General features: G+C 71.4%; 16 protein-coding genes and 1 pseudogene. 9 read left to right on the top strand and 8 right to left on the bottom strand.

Features of this window, described 5'->3' with window-relative positions; translation table 11 throughout:
* Window positions 1–75: 75 nt before the first annotated feature.
* The gene (locus ACFWYM_RS01815) at window positions 76–909 is read right to left on the bottom strand and encodes an IclR family transcriptional regulator (RefSeq protein WP_384828795.1); all 834 of its coding nucleotides are present in this window, start codon (window positions 907–909) and stop codon (window positions 76–78) included.
* Window positions 910–1,304: 395 nt separating this feature from the next.
* Here ACFWYM_RS01815 and allB point away from each other — a divergent pair, with 395 nt between their 5' ends.
* Both allB and alc read left to right on the top strand, forming a co-directional pair.
* Window positions 1,305–2,642, top strand: a complete 1,338-nt coding sequence (allB, locus tag ACFWYM_RS01810) for an allantoinase AllB (RefSeq protein ID WP_384828840.1) — start codon at window positions 1,305–1,307, stop codon at window positions 2,640–2,642.
* 4 nt (window positions 2,643–2,646) lie between these two features.
* Window positions 2,647–3,768 carry an allantoicase gene (gene alc / locus ACFWYM_RS01805; protein WP_384828793.1) on the top strand — a complete coding sequence of 374 codons (1,122 nt, stop codon included), beginning with the start codon at window positions 2,647–2,649 and terminating at the stop codon, window positions 3,766–3,768.
* Window positions 3,769–3,827: 59 nt separating this feature from the next.
* Here the strand turns inward: alc and ACFWYM_RS01800 are convergent, their stop codons facing one another.
* Both ACFWYM_RS01800 and ACFWYM_RS01795 read right to left on the bottom strand, forming a co-directional pair.
* Window positions 3,828–4,595, bottom strand: coding sequence for a hypothetical protein (locus ACFWYM_RS01800; protein ID WP_384828791.1), 768 nt, complete (start codon window positions 4,593–4,595; stop codon window positions 3,828–3,830).
* 1 nt (window position 4,596) lies between these two features.
* On the bottom strand, window positions 4,597–5,910 hold the full coding sequence (locus ACFWYM_RS01795) for an urea ABC transporter substrate-binding protein (RefSeq protein WP_384828789.1): 1,314 nt from the start codon (window positions 5,908–5,910) through the stop codon (window positions 4,597–4,599).
* Between the two features lie 238 nt (window positions 5,911–6,148).
* Between ACFWYM_RS01795 and cqsA the strand changes: the two genes are divergently transcribed.
* Window positions 6,149–7,393 (top strand): alpha-hydroxyketone-type quorum-sensing autoinducer synthase, encoded by a 1,245-nt coding sequence (gene cqsA / locus ACFWYM_RS01790; protein ID WP_384828788.1) that lies wholly within the window; start codon window positions 6,149–6,151, stop codon window positions 7,391–7,393.
* Window positions 7,394–7,434: 41 nt separating this feature from the next.
* Window positions 7,435–8,667, top strand: coding sequence for a glutamate ABC transporter substrate-binding protein (locus ACFWYM_RS01785; RefSeq protein WP_384828786.1), 1,233 nt, complete (start codon window positions 7,435–7,437; stop codon window positions 8,665–8,667).
* Window positions 8,668–8,683: 16 nt separating this feature from the next.
* Here ACFWYM_RS01785 and arsM read toward each other — a convergent pair whose 3' ends face one another.
* The gene (arsM, locus tag ACFWYM_RS01780; protein ID WP_384828784.1) at window positions 8,684–9,463 is read right to left on the bottom strand and encodes an arsenite methyltransferase; all 780 of its coding nucleotides are present in this window, start codon (window positions 9,461–9,463) and stop codon (window positions 8,684–8,686) included.
* A 122-nt stretch (window positions 9,464–9,585) separates the two neighbouring features.
* On the opposite strand from arsM, the pseudogene ACFWYM_RS01775 reads away from it, so the two are divergent.
* Both ACFWYM_RS01775 and ACFWYM_RS01770 read left to right on the top strand, forming a co-directional pair.
* Window positions 9,586–9,967, top strand: a pseudogene (locus ACFWYM_RS01775) (ArsR/SmtB family transcription factor); the annotation flags it as partial.
* Window positions 9,968–10,015: 48 nt separating this feature from the next.
* Window positions 10,016–10,363, top strand: coding sequence for a phosphotyrosine protein phosphatase (locus ACFWYM_RS01770; protein WP_384828838.1), 348 nt, complete (start codon window positions 10,016–10,018; stop codon window positions 10,361–10,363).
* Window positions 10,364–10,460: 97 nt separating this feature from the next.
* Here ACFWYM_RS01770 and ACFWYM_RS01765 read toward each other — a convergent pair whose 3' ends face one another.
* Window positions 10,461–11,192 carry an SDR family NAD(P)-dependent oxidoreductase gene (locus ACFWYM_RS01765; RefSeq protein WP_384828782.1) on the bottom strand — a complete coding sequence of 244 codons (732 nt, stop codon included), beginning with the start codon at window positions 11,190–11,192 and terminating at the stop codon, window positions 10,461–10,463.
* A gap of 194 nt (window positions 11,193–11,386) precedes the next feature.
* On the opposite strand from ACFWYM_RS01765, the gene ACFWYM_RS01760 reads away from it, so the two are divergent.
* Window positions 11,387–12,001 (top strand): dihydrofolate reductase family protein, encoded by a 615-nt coding sequence (locus tag ACFWYM_RS01760; RefSeq protein ID WP_384828779.1) that lies wholly within the window; start codon window positions 11,387–11,389, stop codon window positions 11,999–12,001.
* Window positions 12,002–12,132: 131 nt separating this feature from the next.
* Entirely contained in the window at window positions 12,133–13,059 is a 927-nt protein-coding gene (locus tag ACFWYM_RS01755; RefSeq protein ID WP_384828836.1) for a DMT family transporter, read from the top strand.
* 48 nt (window positions 13,060–13,107) lie between these two features.
* Here the strand turns inward: ACFWYM_RS01755 and ACFWYM_RS01750 are convergent, their stop codons facing one another.
* From ACFWYM_RS01750 to ACFWYM_RS01740, 3 genes are all read right to left on the bottom strand, one after another.
* Window positions 13,108–13,761, bottom strand: coding sequence for a hypothetical protein (locus tag ACFWYM_RS01750; protein ID WP_384828777.1), 654 nt, complete (start codon window positions 13,759–13,761; stop codon window positions 13,108–13,110).
* Window positions 13,762–13,985: 224 nt separating this feature from the next.
* Window positions 13,986–15,323, bottom strand: a complete 1,338-nt coding sequence (locus ACFWYM_RS01745) for a uracil-xanthine permease family protein (RefSeq protein ID WP_384828776.1) — start codon at window positions 15,321–15,323, stop codon at window positions 13,986–13,988.
* Entirely contained in the window at window positions 15,320–16,444 is a 1,125-nt protein-coding gene (locus tag ACFWYM_RS01740; RefSeq protein ID WP_384828774.1) for an aryl-sulfate sulfotransferase, read from the bottom strand. The genes ACFWYM_RS01745 and ACFWYM_RS01740 overlap by 4 nt, the downstream gene beginning before the upstream one ends.
* A 159-nt stretch (window positions 16,445–16,603) precedes the next feature.
* On the opposite strand from ACFWYM_RS01740, the gene ACFWYM_RS01735 reads away from it, so the two are divergent.
* On the top strand, window positions 16,604–17,176 hold the full coding sequence (locus ACFWYM_RS01735; RefSeq protein WP_384828771.1) for a helix-turn-helix domain-containing protein: 573 nt from the start codon (window positions 16,604–16,606) through the stop codon (window positions 17,174–17,176).
* Window positions 17,177–17,186 lie beyond the last annotated feature (10 nt).

The following is a 17,186-nucleotide window of genomic DNA, read 5'->3' as shown; positions in this document are numbered from 1 at the left end:
CGATACGGGGGTCTGGGGGCGGAGCCCCCAGAAGGAGCCCCCAGAAGAAGAGGGCGCCCCACCCAGGAGGGCGCCCTAGACCCCGGACGGCGCCGAACTGACCAGCGCCTGCGAAAGCTCCTCCGCCACCTGCTGAAGGATCGGCACGATCTTGTCGGTCGCCGCCTCGGTCACCCGGCCCGCCGGGCCCGAGATCGAAATGGCCGCCGCGGTGGGCGAGTTGGGGACCGACACCGCGAGGCAGCGCACGCCGATCTCCTGTTCGTTGTCGTCGACCGCGTACCCGGTCCTGCGGACGTCCTCGAGGGCGTCGAGGAAGCCCTCGGGCGTCGTGATCGTCTTCTCGGTGGCGGCGGGCATCCCGGTGCGGGCCAGGAGCGCGCGCACCTCCTCCGGCGGGGTGTGCGCCAGCAGCGCCTTGCCCACGCCCGTGGAGTGGGGCAGGACGCGGCGGCCCACCTCGGTGAACATCCGCATGGAGTGCTTGGAGGGCACCTGCGCCACGTACACGATCTCGTCGCCGTCGAGGAGCGCCATGTTCGCCGTCTCGCCGGTCTCCTCGACCAGGCGGGCCAGGTAGGGGCGGGCCCAGGTGCCGAGCAGGCGGGACGCGGACTCGCCGAGGCGGATCAGGCGGGGGCCCAGCGAGTAGCGGCGGTTGGGCTGCTGGCGCACATAGCCGCAGGCGACCAGGGTGCGCATCAGGCGGTGGATCGTCGGAAGGGGCAGGCCGCTGCTGGCGGAGAGCTCGCTGAGGCCGACCTCGCCCCCGGCGTCGGCCATCCGCTCGAGCAGGTCGAAGGCGCGCTCGAGGGACTGGACACCACCGCTGGCGGGGGCGGCCTTGGCGGCGTTCGCAGTCGAAGCGTCGTTCGCAGTCGAAGCGTCGCTGGCGTGAGACGTCGGCACGGCGCGTTCCTTTCGGGACTGGCAGGCACACCCTTGGAGCTGGCAGGCAAGCCGAGGTGCTGGCAGGCAAGGCAGCAGCCTACCCGCCCGTTTTCCAAGGGGGCGTTGGAGCGTCGCGGGGTCTTGGCCGGTCAGGGGGCCTTTGTCCGTGTCTCCACGGGCGCGTCCCCACGCCGCTGCCCGGTCCCGTTGTGCGGAGCTACGTTCTGGCTGTCGGAATTCTAATTCCACTTTGTGGAAACGTCCAGGCCCTTGACGGTTCAGGCCCGAGCGTGAAAACTCCTTCAACAGAACGTTGAATTCCGTTAAGCGGAACCAAAAGGTCTGTGTAGCGGAACAGAAGAAACGCAGCGAGACACAGAGGAGAGGGGTCGGGCGTGGCCGACGAGGGAGCCGTGGGAACCGTAGAGCTGGTGCTGCGCTCGACGCGCGTCATCACCCCCGAGGGGACGCGCGCCGCCTCGGTCGCCGTATCCGCCGGGAAGATCACGGCAGTTGAGGCGTACGACGCCCCGGTGCCGGACGGCGCCCGCCTGGAGGACTTCGGCGACGACGTCCTGCTGCCCGGAATCGTCGACACCCACGTGCACGTGAACGACCCGGGCCGCACCGAGTGGGAGGGCTTCTGGACCGCCACCCGCGCCGCGGCCGCCGGCGGCATCACGACCCTCGTCGACATGCCGCTCAACTCCCTGCCGCCGACCACGACGGTCGACAACCTCCGTACGAAGAAGGACGTCGCGCGCAGCAAGGCGCACATCGACGTCGGCTTCTGGGGCGGCGCCCTGCCGGACAACGTCCGCGACCTCAAGCCCCTGCACGACGCCGGGGTCTACGGCTTCAAGTGCTTCCTGTCGCCCTCGGGCGTCGATGAGTTCCCGCACCTGAACGGGGACCAGCTCACCGCCTCCATGGCCGAGATCGCGGGCTTCGGCGGTCTGCTCATCGTGCACGCCGAGGACCCGCACGAGCTGGACGTCGCCCCGCACCACAGCGGCCCCAAGTACGACGACTACCTCGCGACCCGGCCCCGTATCTCCGAGGACGTCGCGATCAAGGGCCTCATCGACACCGCCAAGCGGATCGGCGCCCGCGTCCACGTCCTGCACCTCTCCTCCTCGGACGCGCTGCCGCTCATCGCCGCGGCGAAGGCCGAGGGCGTCAAGCTGACCGTCGAGACGTGCCCGCACTACCTCACCCTGACCGCCGAGGAAGTCCCGGACGGCGCCAGCGAGTTCAAGTGCTGCCCGCCCATCCGCGAGGCCGCCAACCAGGACCTCCTGTGGGAGGCGCTCGCCGACGGCACGATCGACTGCATCGTCACCGACCACTCCCCGTCGACCGCCGACCTCAAGACCGACGACTTCGCGACCGCGTGGGGCGGCATCTCCGGCCTCCAGCTCAGCCTCTCCGCCGTCTGGACGGAGGCGCGCAAGCGCGGCTACTCCCTGGAGGACGTGGTGCGCTGGATGTCCGAGCGCACCTCCGCCCTCGTCGGCCTCGACCAGAAGGGCGCCATCGAGGCCGGCCGCGACGCCGACATCGCGGTCCTCGCGCCCGAAGAGACCTTCACCGTCGACGCAGCCGAGCTGCAGCACCGCAACAAGGTCACGGCGTACGCGGGCAAGACCCTGCACGGCGTCGTGAAGTCCACGTGGCTGCGCGGCCGGCGCATTCAGCACAACGGCGAGCTCACCGAGCCCACCGGCCGCCTTCTCGAAAGGAAGAACTGACACCGTGACCGGGTCCATACCTTCGTTCACCGGCAACGCGAACCCGTACACCCCGGGCACCGAGCCGTACGCGGACTACCGCACCGCCGACTTCCCCTTCACCCAGTACGCCAACCTCGCCGACCGCCAGCTGGGCGCGGGCGTCATCGCCGCCAACGACGAGTTCTTCGCCCAGCGCGAGAACCTCCTCGTGCCCGAGCCCGCCGAGTTCGACCCCGAGCACTTCGGCCACAAGGGCAAGGTCATGGACGGCTGGGAGACCCGCCGCCGCCGCGGTGTCTCCGCCGAGCAGCCCTGGCCGACCGCCGAGGACCACGACTGGGCCCTCGTCCGCCTCGGCGCCCCCGGCGTCATCCGCGGCGTCGTCGTCGACACCGCCCACTTCCGCGGCAACATGCCGCAGGCCGTCTCGGTCGAGGCCGCCTCGGTCGAGGGCGCCCCGACCCCCGAGGAACTCCTCTCGGACGACGTCAAGTGGACGACCATCGTTCCCCGTACGCCCGTCGGCGGCCACGCCGCCAACGGCTTCGAGGTGACGGCCGAGCAGCGCTTCACGCACCTGCGCGTCAACCAGCACCCCGACGGCGGCATCGCCCGCCTGCGCGTCTACGGCGAGGTCGTGCCCGACCCCAAGTGGCTCGCCGCGCTCGGCTCGTTCGACGTGGTCGCCCTGGAGAACGGCGGCCAGGTCCTCGACGCCTCCAACCGCTTCTACTCCTCGCCGGTCAACACCATCAACCCGGGCCGCTCCCGCAAGATGGACGACGGCTGGGAGACCGCGCGCCGCCGCGACAACGGCAACGACTGGATCGACTACCAGCTCGTCGCCGAGTCCTCGATCCGCGCGATCGAGATCGACACGGCGTACCTGAAGGGCAACTCGGCCGGCTGGGCCTCGCTCTCCATCAAGTCGAGCGAGGACGCGGAGTGGCAGGAGTTCCTGCCCCGCACCCGCCTGCAGCCCGACACGAACCACCGTTTCGTCCTGGACACCCCTGCGGTCGGCACCCACGTCCGCATCGACATCTTCCCGGACGGCGGCTTCTCCCGCCTGCGCCTCTTCGGCTCCCTGACGGAGACCGGCACGGCCAAGCTGGCAGCCCGCCACCAGGAGCTGGGCGGCTGACGACACCCGCCCTTGGGGCACACCGGGAGGACAGCCCCGGTGTGCCCCATTTTCCGTTGTCAGTACTCCAGTTGCTGCATGTGCGCGAGCACGTACCTGAGCGGTTCCGGGGAGATCGGGAGCTTGGTGCCGAAGGGCTGGTCCAGGGAGCTGATCAGGAACAGGCCGAAGGAGAGGATCGCGGCCAGGAAGGTGAGCAGGACGCGGTGCAGGCGTCTGCTCTTCATCGCGTAGAGGCAGGTCAGCGTCATCGTCACGGCCGCGCCCGCGTACAGCAGGAACACGATCACCGTCGGGATGGACTCGGTGGCGGTGAGCAGGCGCATGCGGCGGTTGTCGCCGATCTCGTTGAGGCGCGTCAGTGACTGCGAGTACAGGGACGAGGACCGGTCGGCGGGCGGCATCTCCGTGTAGACGTGCCAGAGTTCGACCAGGCTGGCGTCCGCGCGGACGCTGGAGCGGCCCTCGGCGAGCAGCTCCCACTCCTCGTCGACGGTGAGCCTCATGTACGTACGGGAGGCGTCCTGGACCTCCCGCTGGACCGGCAGCGAGAAGCCGCGGGACATCCGCTCCAGGTCGGCCACCGCGTTGGCCTCGCGGGCCACGATCGCCTGGGTGTCGGCGTAGTTGTGCCAGACCACGGAGATCGTGAAGGAGAGGAGCAGGGCGTAGGCGCCGCCGATCGTGCCGAGCGCGGCGCTGATGATGGTGTTGTCCACGGAGCGCTTGTCGTCGGCGGGGAAGAGGCGCCCCGTCGCGAACAGGGCGAGGTGCGCGAGAGCGACCGCGAGGCCCACCGTGAGCAGTCCCTGGAACCAGAGGGGCACGTCAACCACCCTTGGGTGTCGGCGGGTTGGGGCTCTTCGGCGGCGGCGCCTGCCAGCTGTGGCCCCAGCGGGTGTAGAGCGAGGACACCAGCTCCTCCCAGTGCCGCCTGGTCCGGAAGATGCTGTACGGCATGGGGTGGATCAGGGCCTCGGAGGCCCACACGACGGTGACCTGGCCGTCGGGGCGGATCTGGCCGATGCGGGCGGTCTTCCAGGTGTGCAGATTGTGCTCGTCGACGTAGACCTGTCCTTCGGGGGCGTCGTACGACTGGCCGGGCACCGCCTCGAGGACGGCCGCCGCATCGGCTGACCCGGCTTCGCGGACGGCCTGCGCCCACAGATGGACGCTCGTATAGGCGGCCTCCATCGAGTCGGCGATCGCCCGGTGCGCCCCGTACCGCTTCTTGAAAGCGGCCACGAACCGGCGGTTGGCGGGATGGTCGAGGCTCTGGAAGTAGTTGAGCGCGATGTAGTCGCCGGCCATGGTGCGGGAGCTGAGCGACTGCAGCTCCACCTCCCCGATCACCAGGTTGAGGACGGGGGCGGAGCGCGGGGTGATCCCGGCGGCGCGCAACTCCTTGAAGAAGGGGATGTTGCTGTCCCCGACCATGGTGCTCACGATGACGTCGGGCTTGGCCGCGGCGATGGCGCGGACGGCGTCGGCGGTGTCGGACGAGCCGAGCGGGACGTAGCGCTCGCCGAGCACCTTCCCGCCGAGGTAGGCGATCTGGGCCCTGAGCACGGCGTTCGTGGCGCGTGGGTAGATGTAGTCGGAGCCGACGAGGAAGACCTTGCGGCCACGGTTCTCCAGGAACCACTTCACTGCGGGGATGCTCGACTGGTTCGGGGCGGCCCCCGTGTAGACCACGTTCGGGGAGGACTCGATCCCCTCGTAGAAGGTGGGATAGAAGAGCACGCCGTGGTGCTTCTCGAAGATCGGGACGACCTGTTTGCGGCTGGCCGAGGTGTAGCAGCCGAAGACCGCGCTGACCCCGTCCCGGGTGAGCAGGCGTTCGGCGCCCGCGCCGAAGGCGGGCCAGTCGGAGCGGCCGTCCACGATGACCGGCTGCACCCTGCGGCCCAACAGGCCGCCGCGTTCGTTGAGTTCGTCGATGGCCAGCAGCGTCGCGTCGTTGATGGGCCGCTCGGCGATGGCCACGCTTCCGGTCAGCGAGTGCAGCACCCCCACCTTGATCGGGTCGTCCGCCCGCGCCTGCTGCGGCCGGTGCGCCCACAGCAGCGCGCAGGCCGCGAGCGCCACGACGAGAGCACCGGCCGCCACGATGGTGTACGTCCGGCGCGTGGGCCTGTGCACGTGCTGTGCCTCTCCGAGGGGGCGGGAACCGTGACGTTCTCTCACATCGGACAGCCCGGTTCACGGCCTGCCTGGCACGGCGGCCACGGGTTCCACCCGCGCAGCGCCATCGGCCGGTGACCGCATCAGCCGACCTGCCGGTTTTCCCATCGGCGCGTCGCTTCGGCGCCTCGCGGATCACCCTGACGTGTCAGCGCGCAGGGACCTTTCTGCCGAGGCCCGACCTAGCCTCCTGCCCATGGTCCCGGCCGCACACTCAGGTGCCCTCGCCGCACTGCTCAGCTCCGATTCGCCCCCGGCTTCCGTACTGCCCGCCGCCCTGCGCGAGCGCGTCATGCGCTTTCACCAGGAGCGTGTGCGCGGCACGTGGGGCGGCGGGATCATCACGCGCGGCAGGGCGCCCGGTCCGGAGTCCGTCCTGCTCACCAGCAACGACTATCTGGCGCTCGCCGCCGACCCGCGCATCGCCAAGTCGATGGGCGACTGCCTCGCCGATGTCGGCACCGGCGTCCTCGCCTCCGGCGTGCTGCTCCACGGTGACCACCCTCAACTCCTGCTGGAGCAGGGCCTCGCCGCGCACCTGGGCATGCCCGCCGGGATCCTGTGCCAGTCGGGCTGGGACGCCAACCTCGGGCTGCTGCAGTCCGTCGCCGACCGCACCACCCCCGTCTACATCGACCTGATCGCCCACATGTCGCTGTGGCAGGGCGCACGCGACGCGGGGGCGCCCGTGTACGGGTTCCGGCACAACGACCCCGCACACCTGCGGCGGAAGACCGCCGAGCACGGGCCCGGAGTGATCTGCGTCGACTCGGTCTACAGCTCCAACGGCAGCCTCTGCCCGCTCGGGGAGATCTGCGACGTCGCCGAGGAGAGCGGCTCCGTCCTCGTCGTCGACGAGTCCCACTCCCTGGGCACCCACGGCGCACACGGCGAGGGTCTGACGGCCGGGCTCGGTCTCGCCCACCGGGTGCACTTCCAGGTCGCCAGTCTGTCCAAGGCGTTCGCGGGCCGGGCCGGGTTCGTGGCCTGCTGCGACCCGGAGTTCGTGGACTACTTCCGCTTCGAGTCGTACCCGGCGATCTTCAGCTCCACGCTGCTCCCGCACGACGTGGCCGGGCTCGCCACCGCCCTGGAAGCCGTCCGCACCGACGACTGGCGGCGCACCCGGCTGCGCGAGATCTCCACGCGCGTACGCGACGAGATCGGCGGGCTCGGCTACGAACTGCAGGGTTCCGACAGCCAGATCGTCTCCCTGCAGACCGGCCCCGACCGCGGCGGCATCCAGGTCCGCGACCTCCTGGAGGAGCGCGGCGTCTTCGGCTCGATGTTCTTCGCCCCGGCCGTCCCCAACAACCGCACCCTCGTGCGCTTCTCGCTGCATTCCGCGCTCACCGACGACGACGTCACCCGGCTCGTCGACGCCTGCCGCGACATCCGCGACACCTACGCCACCATCTGGCCCAAGGGCCTGACGGCGTAGCCCCGCCCCGCCGACCAGGACCCTCACCTCACGGAGCCCTCATGAGATCCCGCATGCCCCTGACCGCTGCCGCGCTCGGCCTCGCCGCCGCCGCGTGCCTCACCCTGAACACGGGAGCCGCCCCGGCCGCTGTCCCGGCCGCCGCCCCGGCTCCCGCGCACCTGACCATCGGCATCAAGTACGACCAGCCCGGACTCGCGGTGCACCGTCCGGGCAGGACGCCCGAAGGCTTCGACGTGGACGTGGCCACCTACATCGCCAAGTCCCTCGGGGTCACGCCGGACCACATCACGTGGAAGCAGGCCCCGTCCGACCGCCGCGAGGAGATGATCGAGAGCGGCGCCGTCGACTTCGCGGTCGCCAGCTACTCGATCACCGCCGAGCGCAAGCAGCGCGTCACCTTCGCCGGGCCGTACCTCACCACCGGCCAGGACCTGCTGGTGCGCGCCGGCACCCGCGGTATCACCGGGCCCGACTCCCTCAACGGCCGCACGGTGTGCACCGCCACCGGCTCCACCTCGGCGGCGAAGATCAAGCGGGACTTCGCCGCGAAGACGCGCCTGATCAGCCGTGAGACCTACTCGGCGTGCGTCGACGCGCTGCTCCGCCACAAGGCGGACGCGGTCACCACAGACGACATCATCCTCGCCGGATACGCGGCCCAGCACCCGGGCGAGCTGCGCGTGGTCGGCCACCGCTTCACGCGCGAGCGCTACGGCGTCGGCCTGAAGAAGGGCGACGCCGCCCTCCAGCAGAGGATCACGACCGCGATCCAGCAGATGATCAAGGACGGCAGCTGGCGCCGCTCCCTCAAGCGGCACGTGCCCGCCGGGTACGAACTGCCCGCACCGCCACCGGTGTTCAACGCCCCGGACGCCCCCGTCGGCACACCGTCGTCCGGCAGCGCCGACCCCGCCCTGGTCCAGGCCACCCACCGGCTGATCGACGGCGCCAACGCCGAGAAGTGGGACGAGGTCGACGCCCTCATCTGCGACCGCATCAAGGGCGACGTGGACAAGCTCGTCTCCGAGTTCACCCCCGCCTACGACCCGAACCTGGGCCCCTGGAAGAAGAAGGTGCGCTTCCACAACACCGTCGTCGGGATCGCCCAGACCAGTCCCACCAGCGCCACGATGCTCGTCCACGAGTCGTTCACGGGCGTACCCGCCAAGTACCGCAACTACGTCAAGGACATCGACTACAACGGCACCATGACGAAGACCAAGGACGGCTGGAAGCTGTGCGCCCTGGCCGCGGACTTCCAGGAAGGCTGAGCGTCCGTTTCGCGGTTCAGCGGGGCGAGGATCCGCCGGGCTTGGTGGCGCGGACGACGGCGGAGTGCATGCCGTCGGCAACGGCGTGGGTCGGGGCGAGTTCGATGTCCGTGAACCCGGCCGCGCCCAAGCCGTCCCGGTATTCGGCGAACGACAGGGCGCCCGCGATGCAGCCGGCGTAGTCCCCGCGCTCGGCCCGCTGGGCCGGGGCGAGTTCGTCGTCGGCGACGACGTCCGAGATGCTGATGCGGCCGCCGGGCGTCAGGACGCGGAACATCTCGGCGAACACCGCGGACTTGTCGGTGGACAGGTTGATCACGCAGTTGGAGATGACGACGTCGATCGTGTTCGCCGGGAGCGGGATCGCCTCGATGGTGCCCTTGAGGAACTCGACATTCGTGGCGCCCGCCTTCTTCTGGCTGGCCAGGGCGAGTTGGAGCATCTCCTCGGTCATGTCGAGGCCGTACGCCTTGCCGGTCGGGCCGACGCGGCGGGCCGAGAGCAGGACGTCGATGCCGCCGCCGGAGCCGAGGTCCAGGACGCGCTCGCCTTCGTGGAGGTCGGCGACGGCGGTCGGGTTGCCGCAGCCCAGGGAGGCGGCGACCGCCTCGGCGGGCAGGGCGTTCCGCTCGTCGGCCGCGTAGAAGGTCGAGCCGAAGGTGTCGTCGATCTCGATGGCCTGGGGGCCGCAACAGGCGGTGCCGCCCTCGGAGACCTGGACGGCGGCTGCGGCGTAGCGCTCGCGGACGGTCTCGCGCAGGTCGTTCGCGCGCAGGTCAGTGGACTGGTCGGGCATGGCATGCCTCCTGGACTGGTAAGGGCGGGAAGGGCGGACGGTCTGAAGTGGCTTGATCGGCCTGTATCGATGACTCTCGATGCAAGCTTGCGTCTTGGATCGAAGTTCGTCAACATAGAGGAATGTCGAAACAAGAGCTGGTGGTGCTCGGTCAGGACGCCGCCGGGGGCTGCTGCCCGGGTCTGCTGACCGAGCCGCTGGGCGAGGAGCAGGCGGTCGAGCTGGCCAAGGTGTTCAAGGCGCTCGGCGACCCGGTGCGGCTCCGGCTGCTGTCGATGATCGCCTCGCGCAAGGGCGGTGAGATCTGCGTCTGCGACCTCACCCCGGCCTTCGGCCTCTCCCAGCCGACGATCTCCCACCACCTCAAGCTGCTCCGCCAGGCCGGACTCATCGACTGTGAACGGCGCGGCACCTGGGTCTACTACTGGCTGCTCCCGGAGACGACCGACAAGCTCGCCGGGATCCTGACCCGCCCGGGAGGCTCCGCCCGTGCCTGAACCCGCCAGGCCCTCGGTCCTGTTCGTCTGCGTCCACAACGCCGGACGCTCCCAGATGGCCGCCGGATTCCTCACCCACCTCGCAGGCGACCGCGTCGAGGTCCGCTCCGCCGGGTCCCTGCCCGCCGACGAGGTCAACCCGGCCGCCATCGAGGCCATGCGGGAAGTCGGCGTCGACATCGCCACCGCCACTCCCAAGGTCCTGACCGCCGAGGCCGTCCAGGCGTCCGACTGCGTCATCACGATGGGCTGCGGCGACGCCTGCCCCGTCTTCCCGGGCAGGACGTACCTCGACTGGCAGCTCGACGACCCCGCGGGCAAGGGCGTCGAGGCCGTCCGTCCGATCCGCGACGACATCAGGCGAAGGGTCGAAGCCTTGATCGCTGAGATCGCGCCCCGATAGCGCCGACGCGGCAACAGGTCAGGCCCGGTGCTGAGAGATCAGCACCGGGCCTGTGGATCCGAGACCGGCGGCCGGATCGCCCCTGCCGCCGGGTGAGTTACGCGGAGTGGCCCCCGTCGATCACCAGCTCCGCGCCCGTGATGTACCCGGCCTCCTCGCCCGCCAGGTACGCGACCAGGGACGCCACCTCGTCCACCGAGCCGAAGCGGCCCAGCGCCGTGGCCGCCTTCTGGGGCTCCGCGTACGGGCCGTCGGCCGGGTTCAGGTCCGTGTCGATCGCGCCGGGGTGGACCAGGTTCACGGTGATGCCGCGTCCGCCGAGCTCCCGGGCCAGGGCCTTGGTCATGCCAATGAGCGCCGACTTGCTCAGCGAGTACAGCGAACCGCCGGGCCCGCCCGCGTACTTGGCGAGCGCGCTGCCGGTGGAGATGATCCGGCCGCCGTCCGCGAGGCGCCCGGCCGCGGCCTGCGAGGCCAGGAAGACCGCGCGGATATTGACGTCGAGCACCCGGTTCACGTCGGCGAGCGTCAGGCTGTCGATGGGGCCGAGCACGCCGATGCCCGCGTTGTTCACCAGGACGTCCAGGCGGCCGAGGTCGTCGGCGGCGCGCTCCACGGCGCCTGCCGCGTCCCCGGCGTCCGCCGCGTCGGCGCGGATCGCCAGGGCGCGACGCCCCATCGACTCGACCTTCGCGACGACCTCGCGGGCGGCGTCCTCACTGTTGACGTAGGTGATCGCCACGTCGGCGCCCTCCTGGGCCAGGCGCAGCGCGATCGCCTTGCCCATGCCGCGGCTGCCACCGGTGACGAGTGCGACCTTGCCGTTCATGTCTTCTCCCTGTGGTGCGTTGCTGCGTTGAACTGCCGTGTTGCTCTCTTGCTGTTGTGAGTTCAAGTACAGCGGCGGGGCGACAGCGGCGCTGGCGGGAAACGGACACCGAGATCGCGATGAGTTCCGGGCCCGGGCGGAGTCGGTACTACGGCAGGTCACTCCGCAGGTGGACAGAAAGAAGGGCACACATCATGAAGCTCACCCTCATCACCCAGCTCACCCTCGACGGCGTCTATCAGGGCCTCGGCGGTCGCGACGAGGACAACAGGGGCGGCTTCGCCCACGGCGGCTGGTCGGTGCCGTACGGGGACGAGGAGTTCCTCGGCTTCGTGCACGAGCTCGTCGGGCGCCTCGACGGTCTCCTGCTCGGCCGCCGTACGTACGAGATCTTCGCCGGGTACTGGCCCAAGGTCAGCGGCGACCCGATCTCCGACCGCTTCAACTCCCGCCCCAAGTACGTCGCCTCGACCACCCTCGCCACCCCCTCGTGGGACGGCACGAGCGTCATCGGCCGCGAGGACCTCGCCAAGGACGTCGCCGCGCTCAAGGAGCAGCCCGGCCGCGAACTCCAGATCCACGGCAGCGGCGAGGTCGCCCGCCACCTCCTCGCCCACGACCTGGTCGACACGCTGCACGTCGTGACCTTCCCGGTCGTCCTCGGCAGCGGACTGCGCCTGTTCGGCGAGGGCGGCCTGCCCACCGCGTTCCGGACCACCGCGTCCCGGCTGACGTCCTCGGGCGTGGTCATCACGTCGTACGAGAGCGCGGGCCGTCCCACGTACGGGAACTACGGGCCCGACGCGTGACGGCGCGGGGCGGCGGCGGCCCGCCCTGTGAGACGGCTCTGGCCGGGGGCGATCACGTCCCGCTACGGTGATCGCTCCCCGTGCGAGCCGCCGAAGTCTCCACACCGCACGACCGGTTGGAGACCCCTCTCGTGTCGACGCTCGCGGCACCCGGTGCCTCCGGGGCCCTCGCGCCCCGCCGTGCCTGGCTCGCCGATCTGCCGGTGCTTCTGGTCGCCGTGGCCTGGGGCGGCAGCTATCTCGCCGCCAAGGGCGTCACCACCGCGCACACCGTCATCGCCGTCCTGATCCTGCGCTTCGGGCTGATCCTGCCCGTGCTGCTCGCGGCGGGGTGGCGGGGGCTGCGGGGCCTGAGTGCGGCGCAGTGGCGCGGTGCGGGGCTGCTCGGGCTGGTCCTGAGCGGGATCTTCCTCCTGGAGACATACGGGGTGGTGCACACCTCCGCGACTAACGCGGGCCTCATCATCAGCCTCACCATGATCTTCACGCCCCTTGCGGAGGCGGCGGTGCGCAGGGAGCGCCCGTCGCGGGCCTTCCTGGCGGCGGCCGGGCTCTCGGTCGCCGGGGTGGTCCTCCTGACCCAGGGCGCGGGATTCACCAGGCCCTCCTCGGGCGACCTGCTGATCCTCCTGGCCGCGCTCGCGCGCACGGTGCATGTGCTGGCGATGGCGCGGCTGCGGAGTGTGCGGGGCGCCGACGCGCTGTCCCTCACCACGGTCCAACTCGGCGCCGCCGTCGTGGTGTTCGGGCTTCTCTCGGCCGGTGGGACCGGTGCGCCGCCGTGGTCGGCGGCGGCGGACTTCGGGGCGGCGGAGTGGGCGGGCCTGGCCTTCCTCGCCGTCTTCTGCACGCTCTTCGCGTTCTTCGTGCAGATGTGGGCGGTACGCAGGACGTCCCCGTCCCGGGTGAGTCTCCTGCTGGGTACGGAACCGCTCTGGGCGGCGGTGGCGGGCATCGCGCTCGGTGGTGAACGGCTGGGCGTGGTCGGGGTGTTGGGCGGAGTGCTGGTGCTGGCAGGGACGGCCTGGGGGCGGCGGTTCAGCCCGGCCGGTGACTGAGGGCCGGGCCCGGACCGGCCGGGTCAGGCCCTCAGTCACCGGCCGGGCTCACTGGTAGCCGGTGCATGCCTTCTTGCCGTCGGAACTCAGGGTGTACCCCTTGGTGGCCACGCACGCCGTGACGTCTTCCGTGGCGGGGACCATCGGAGTGTGCAGTGCGTCGACGGCGTGGGCGGGTACGGGGTCGTTGGGCGGATACGTGTGCCGGACCCCGTCGACCGTGCCCCACACCCGCTGACTCGCTGTGGACTGTCCCCTCTTCTCCAGGAAGAACGTCACCGATGCCTCCCCGGCAGTGAGCACGGCCCACTCCGTGGCGCACGCCGGGGAGCGATACACCCGGGCCGTGCCGACCCCGTCCAACTGGGCAGGTCCACCTACGGGCTTGGAGTCCTTGCCGCAGCCCTGTGCGTACGGGTCGGCGCTGACCGGCCTGACCGGGTCCCTCCGCTCGGTGGCCACCGCCTTCGCGTCACCACTGCTCCCGCCACTGCTCCCGCCGGTGCTGCCGCCCCCCTGGGAGGCGATGGTGATCACGGCGACCAGGACGCTCGCTGCGGCCGTGATCAGAGCGACCACCACTGTCGGATCGAACCGGCGCCGGGGCGCCGCCGCACGGGAGGCTTCCCGATCGTCGGCGGGTACGGTCTGGTCACCGGACGGGGCCGCGTCGTCGGACGAAGGCGAGGGCGTCGTGGTCAACGGTGGACTCTCCATGATGTGGCGGTGCGTGGCGTGTCGGGGAGAGCCACTCTGCCGGGGCGGGTACGCGCCCGCGGTGCTTTCCCGACCTTGCCCCCGAACCGACGGCCGGCACGCGGGCGTTGACGCGTGCTGTACCCGGCAGCGAAGGTCTCCCCGTCCGTTCCGTACGTGTACGTGCCCCGGGGGCCCCCAAGGGTGCCGGCCCCACCCCCGGACACCGGTCACGGGCGTCGGACTTCACGGTGCGGAAGTCCGACGCCAGGGGCGCCACGATCCGCCGCCCTGAGCACGGCATGCAGCACCACGGCCACCAGCGTCCCGGCCACCACCCCGCTCCCGAGCACCGTCCGCACCCACCCGGGAAGCCCCGAGTACAGGCCGGGCGAGACCACCGGGAGCAGGCCCGCCGCCAGGGCGAGCGCGGCGACCATCGAGTTCGGGCCGTCCGCGAGCCCGGCTCGCGCCAGCATCTCCACGCCCATGACGGCGATCACCGCGTAGACCACGAGGGCCGAGCCGCCGACCACGGCCGGGGGCAGCCCCGCCACCAGGCGGGAGAGCGGTGAGAGCAGTCCGAGGGTCACCAGCAGGGCGCCCGCTGCCGCCGTGACGTAGCGGCTGCGTACGCCGGTGAGGCGGATGATGCCGATGTTCTCCGCGCTGGTCACCATCAGGGACGTACCGAAGAAGCCGCCGACGACGGAGGTGAGGGCGTCCGCGCGGGCCACCCGCGGCACATCGCGGCCGGGTTGCGGTGCACGGCCCACGGTCTCGCTGTTGAGGACGGTCTGGCCGGTGATCTCGGCCAGCGTGGTGAGGGAGAAGAGGAGCAGGGGAAGGGCGGCCAGCAGGTCGAACTCCGGGGCCCCGTAAGGGAGTAGGTGCGGCAGCGCGTAGCCGGAGCCCGCCGCCGGGGAGAACTCGCCGAGCCCCGTCACCGCGGCGATCACCGTGCCCGCGGCGAGCCCGATCAGCACCGACGACTGCCGCCAGACCCCGCGCAGCAGCTGGTACGCGACGACGGTCACGGCGACCGTCAGGCCGGCGAGGGCCACCTCGCTCGGGGCGGCCGATCCGTCGGGACCCGTGATGAGCTGCGCCGCCACCCGGATCATCGAGACGCCGATCAGCAGCACGGTCACGCCCATCACCAGGGGCGGGAAGAGCCGTACGACCCGGGCGTACAGCGGCACCACGGCCAGCAGCAGGGCGGCGGCCAGGAGGACGGAGCCGGTGGCGACGGCCGGGCCGTGGTCGTGCGCGATCTGCAGGAACAGCGCGGCGGCCGCCCCGCCGGGCAGCATCACGAAGGGCAGCCGGGCCCCGAACTTCCACACCCCGAGGGACTGGAGGAGCGACCCGGCGCCGCTCAGGACGAGGACCGTGCTGAGCAGCGCGGCGGTCCGGTCCGGCGGCAGCCGCAGCGCGCCCGCCGTGAGAAAGACCGTGGAGACGGGTGCCGCGACCATGGCGAGGACGTGCTGGAGGGCGAGGGGGACCAGGCGGCGCAGCGGCACGCGTTCGTCGGCCGCCGTGGCCTCCGCGGGCGCGGCGGTCACGACTGCGCCCCCAGCCACGGCAGTTGGGACGCCGCGTAGCGGTAGGCGCGGAAGACGGCATTGGGCTCGGCCGGGAAGAGCTTCCTGACCTCCGCCTCCTCGTAGCCGCCGAAGTGCGGCACCACGTACTCCCAGCACAGATAGCCCTCGGCGGTGACCTCGAAGATGCGGCCCGCAGGGGAGTCGGTGACGAGGGTGTTGCCGCCCGGCAGGCGCTGCGCCGAGCCCATGAAGGGCGCGAAGAACGACTCGCGCGCCGGGTCGTGGTACTCCCACACGACCGCGCCGGTGGCCCGCTCGATCTCGATGACGCGGGAGTACGGGACGTCGTGCCCCGGCCGGAACACCCCGTTGTCGAAGACGAGGAAGCGCCCGCCGTCGAGCTCGGTGGGGTGGTGCTGCTGGGAGACGGCGCCCGGCTCGGTGCGCCACAGCACCTCGCCCGTGGCGCGGCTGATGACGACGACGGCGGAGACGCTGCGCAGGCTGGCGAGGATGTTGCCGTCGGCGAGCGGCGTCACGCTGTTGACGAGCGGCCAGTGCTCGCGCGCGTAGTCCGGGTGGAGCGGGAAGTCCGCCCGGTCCAGGTGCTCGGCGGCCCGCCACGACCACCGCACGGCCCCGTCCGCGTCGACCTCCTGAATGGTGTCCGCCCACACGGTCCCGCCCTCGGCCTCCGACCCGGCCACCCCGCCCCGTACGGCGGCCGCGTCCCGTCCCCGCAGCGGCTCGATCCCCGTGTAGAGGATGCCGCCGTCCTCCAAGTGGTGTGCATCGTGGTGCTGGAGGGGGTCGCGGTACTCGGCGAGCACGGTGCCGTCCGGGGCGGCCCGCAGCATCACGCCGCCCCGGTACTTGTGCCACATCGGGAAGAGCGCGGGTTCGTCCGGCAGGACCCCGTTGTAGGCGAGGGTCCCGTCGGAGAGGAGGCGGGCGTGGCGCCCCGGCCGGTACGGGAAGTGCCAGGTGTGCACGGTGGTGCCGTGCAGGTCCACCAGGTACACGGTGCCGTCGCCGGTCAGCGGGGCGAAGAGGGTGTAGCCGGGGGAGGCGGCGGCGGGGTCGAGGGCGATGAGGCCGGTGCCCCGGCGGCGGCGCTGGTTCTGGTCGACTGTGGACACGGGGTCCCCTTCATCGAGTTCGCGAGTTCGCGTGTCAAAGTTTCTTTGATTTCCTCAAACTCCTTAGAAGCTAGGGGGCTTGTGTGTCAGCGGTGTGACGGGCGTACGAAGCCGTGCTCGGCGGGTGCATAGGGTGGGGCAGGGGAGGGAGACGCACCGATGCCCGACAAGGACGAACCGCCGCAGCCGCGCCTCGGCGCCGCCGTGCGCCGACGCCGCCGCGCCCTCGACCTCACCCTCGCGGCGGTCGCCGAACGCAGCGGTCTCTCCGCGCCGTTCCTCAGCCAGATCGAGAACGAGCGGGCCCGGCCCAGCATGCGTTCCCTCCAGCGCCTCGCCGATGCCCTGAACACCACGGCGGTCGAGATACTCGCCGCCGCCGACGCCACCGACCGCACGGTCGACGTCGTCCGCGCCACCGACCACGCGGGCCTGACGCCGGGCGCCGGGGTGCGCCCCCTGGTGCGCGGCCGCCACCAGATGCACGCCCTGGAGTTCACCGGAGAGCGGGACGCGGACCGTGAATTCCTGCACCCCAACGACGAGTTGATGTATGTGGCGGACGGCGCCGCCGAGGTCGAGGCGGAGGGGCGCGCCTATTGGCTCGGCCGGGGCGACACCCTCTATCTCGTCGGCGGGGTGCGCCACCGCTGGCGGGCCGCTGCGCCCGGCACCAGGGTCCTCGTCGTCGCCGTGTCCGACCACGTCGGGGGCGGCCGCGCCGGGGCGTGAGGGCGGCCGC

The sequence above is a fragment of the Streptomyces sp. NPDC059009 genome, from assembly GCF_042740175.1.
GTDB lineage: Bacteria > Actinomycetota > Actinomycetes > Streptomycetales > Streptomycetaceae > Streptomyces.
This window is presented reverse-complemented; position numbering and strand designations above follow the sequence as displayed.

Coding starts and splice junctions, on each gene's coding strand:
- cqsA (WP_384828788.1), top strand. CDS start 6,149: ATGGTCCCGGCCGCACACTCAGGTGCCCTCGCCGCACTGCTCAGCTCC.
- ACFWYM_RS01785 (WP_384828786.1), top strand. CDS start 7,435: ATGAGATCCCGCATGCCCCTGACCGCTGCCGCGCTCGGCCTCGCCGCC.
- arsM (WP_384828784.1), bottom strand. CDS start 9,463: ATGCCCGACCAGTCCACTGACCTGCGCGCGAACGACCTGCGCGAGACC.
- ACFWYM_RS01770 (WP_384828838.1), top strand. CDS start 10,016: ATGGCCGCCGGATTCCTCACCCACCTCGCAGGCGACCGCGTCGAGGTC.
- ACFWYM_RS01765 (WP_384828782.1), bottom strand. CDS start 11,192: ATGAACGGCAAGGTCGCACTCGTCACCGGTGGCAGCCGCGGCATGGGC.
- ACFWYM_RS01760 (WP_384828779.1), top strand. CDS start 11,387: ATGAAGCTCACCCTCATCACCCAGCTCACCCTCGACGGCGTCTATCAG.
- ACFWYM_RS01735 (WP_384828771.1), top strand. CDS start 16,604: ATGCCCGACAAGGACGAACCGCCGCAGCCGCGCCTCGGCGCCGCCGTG.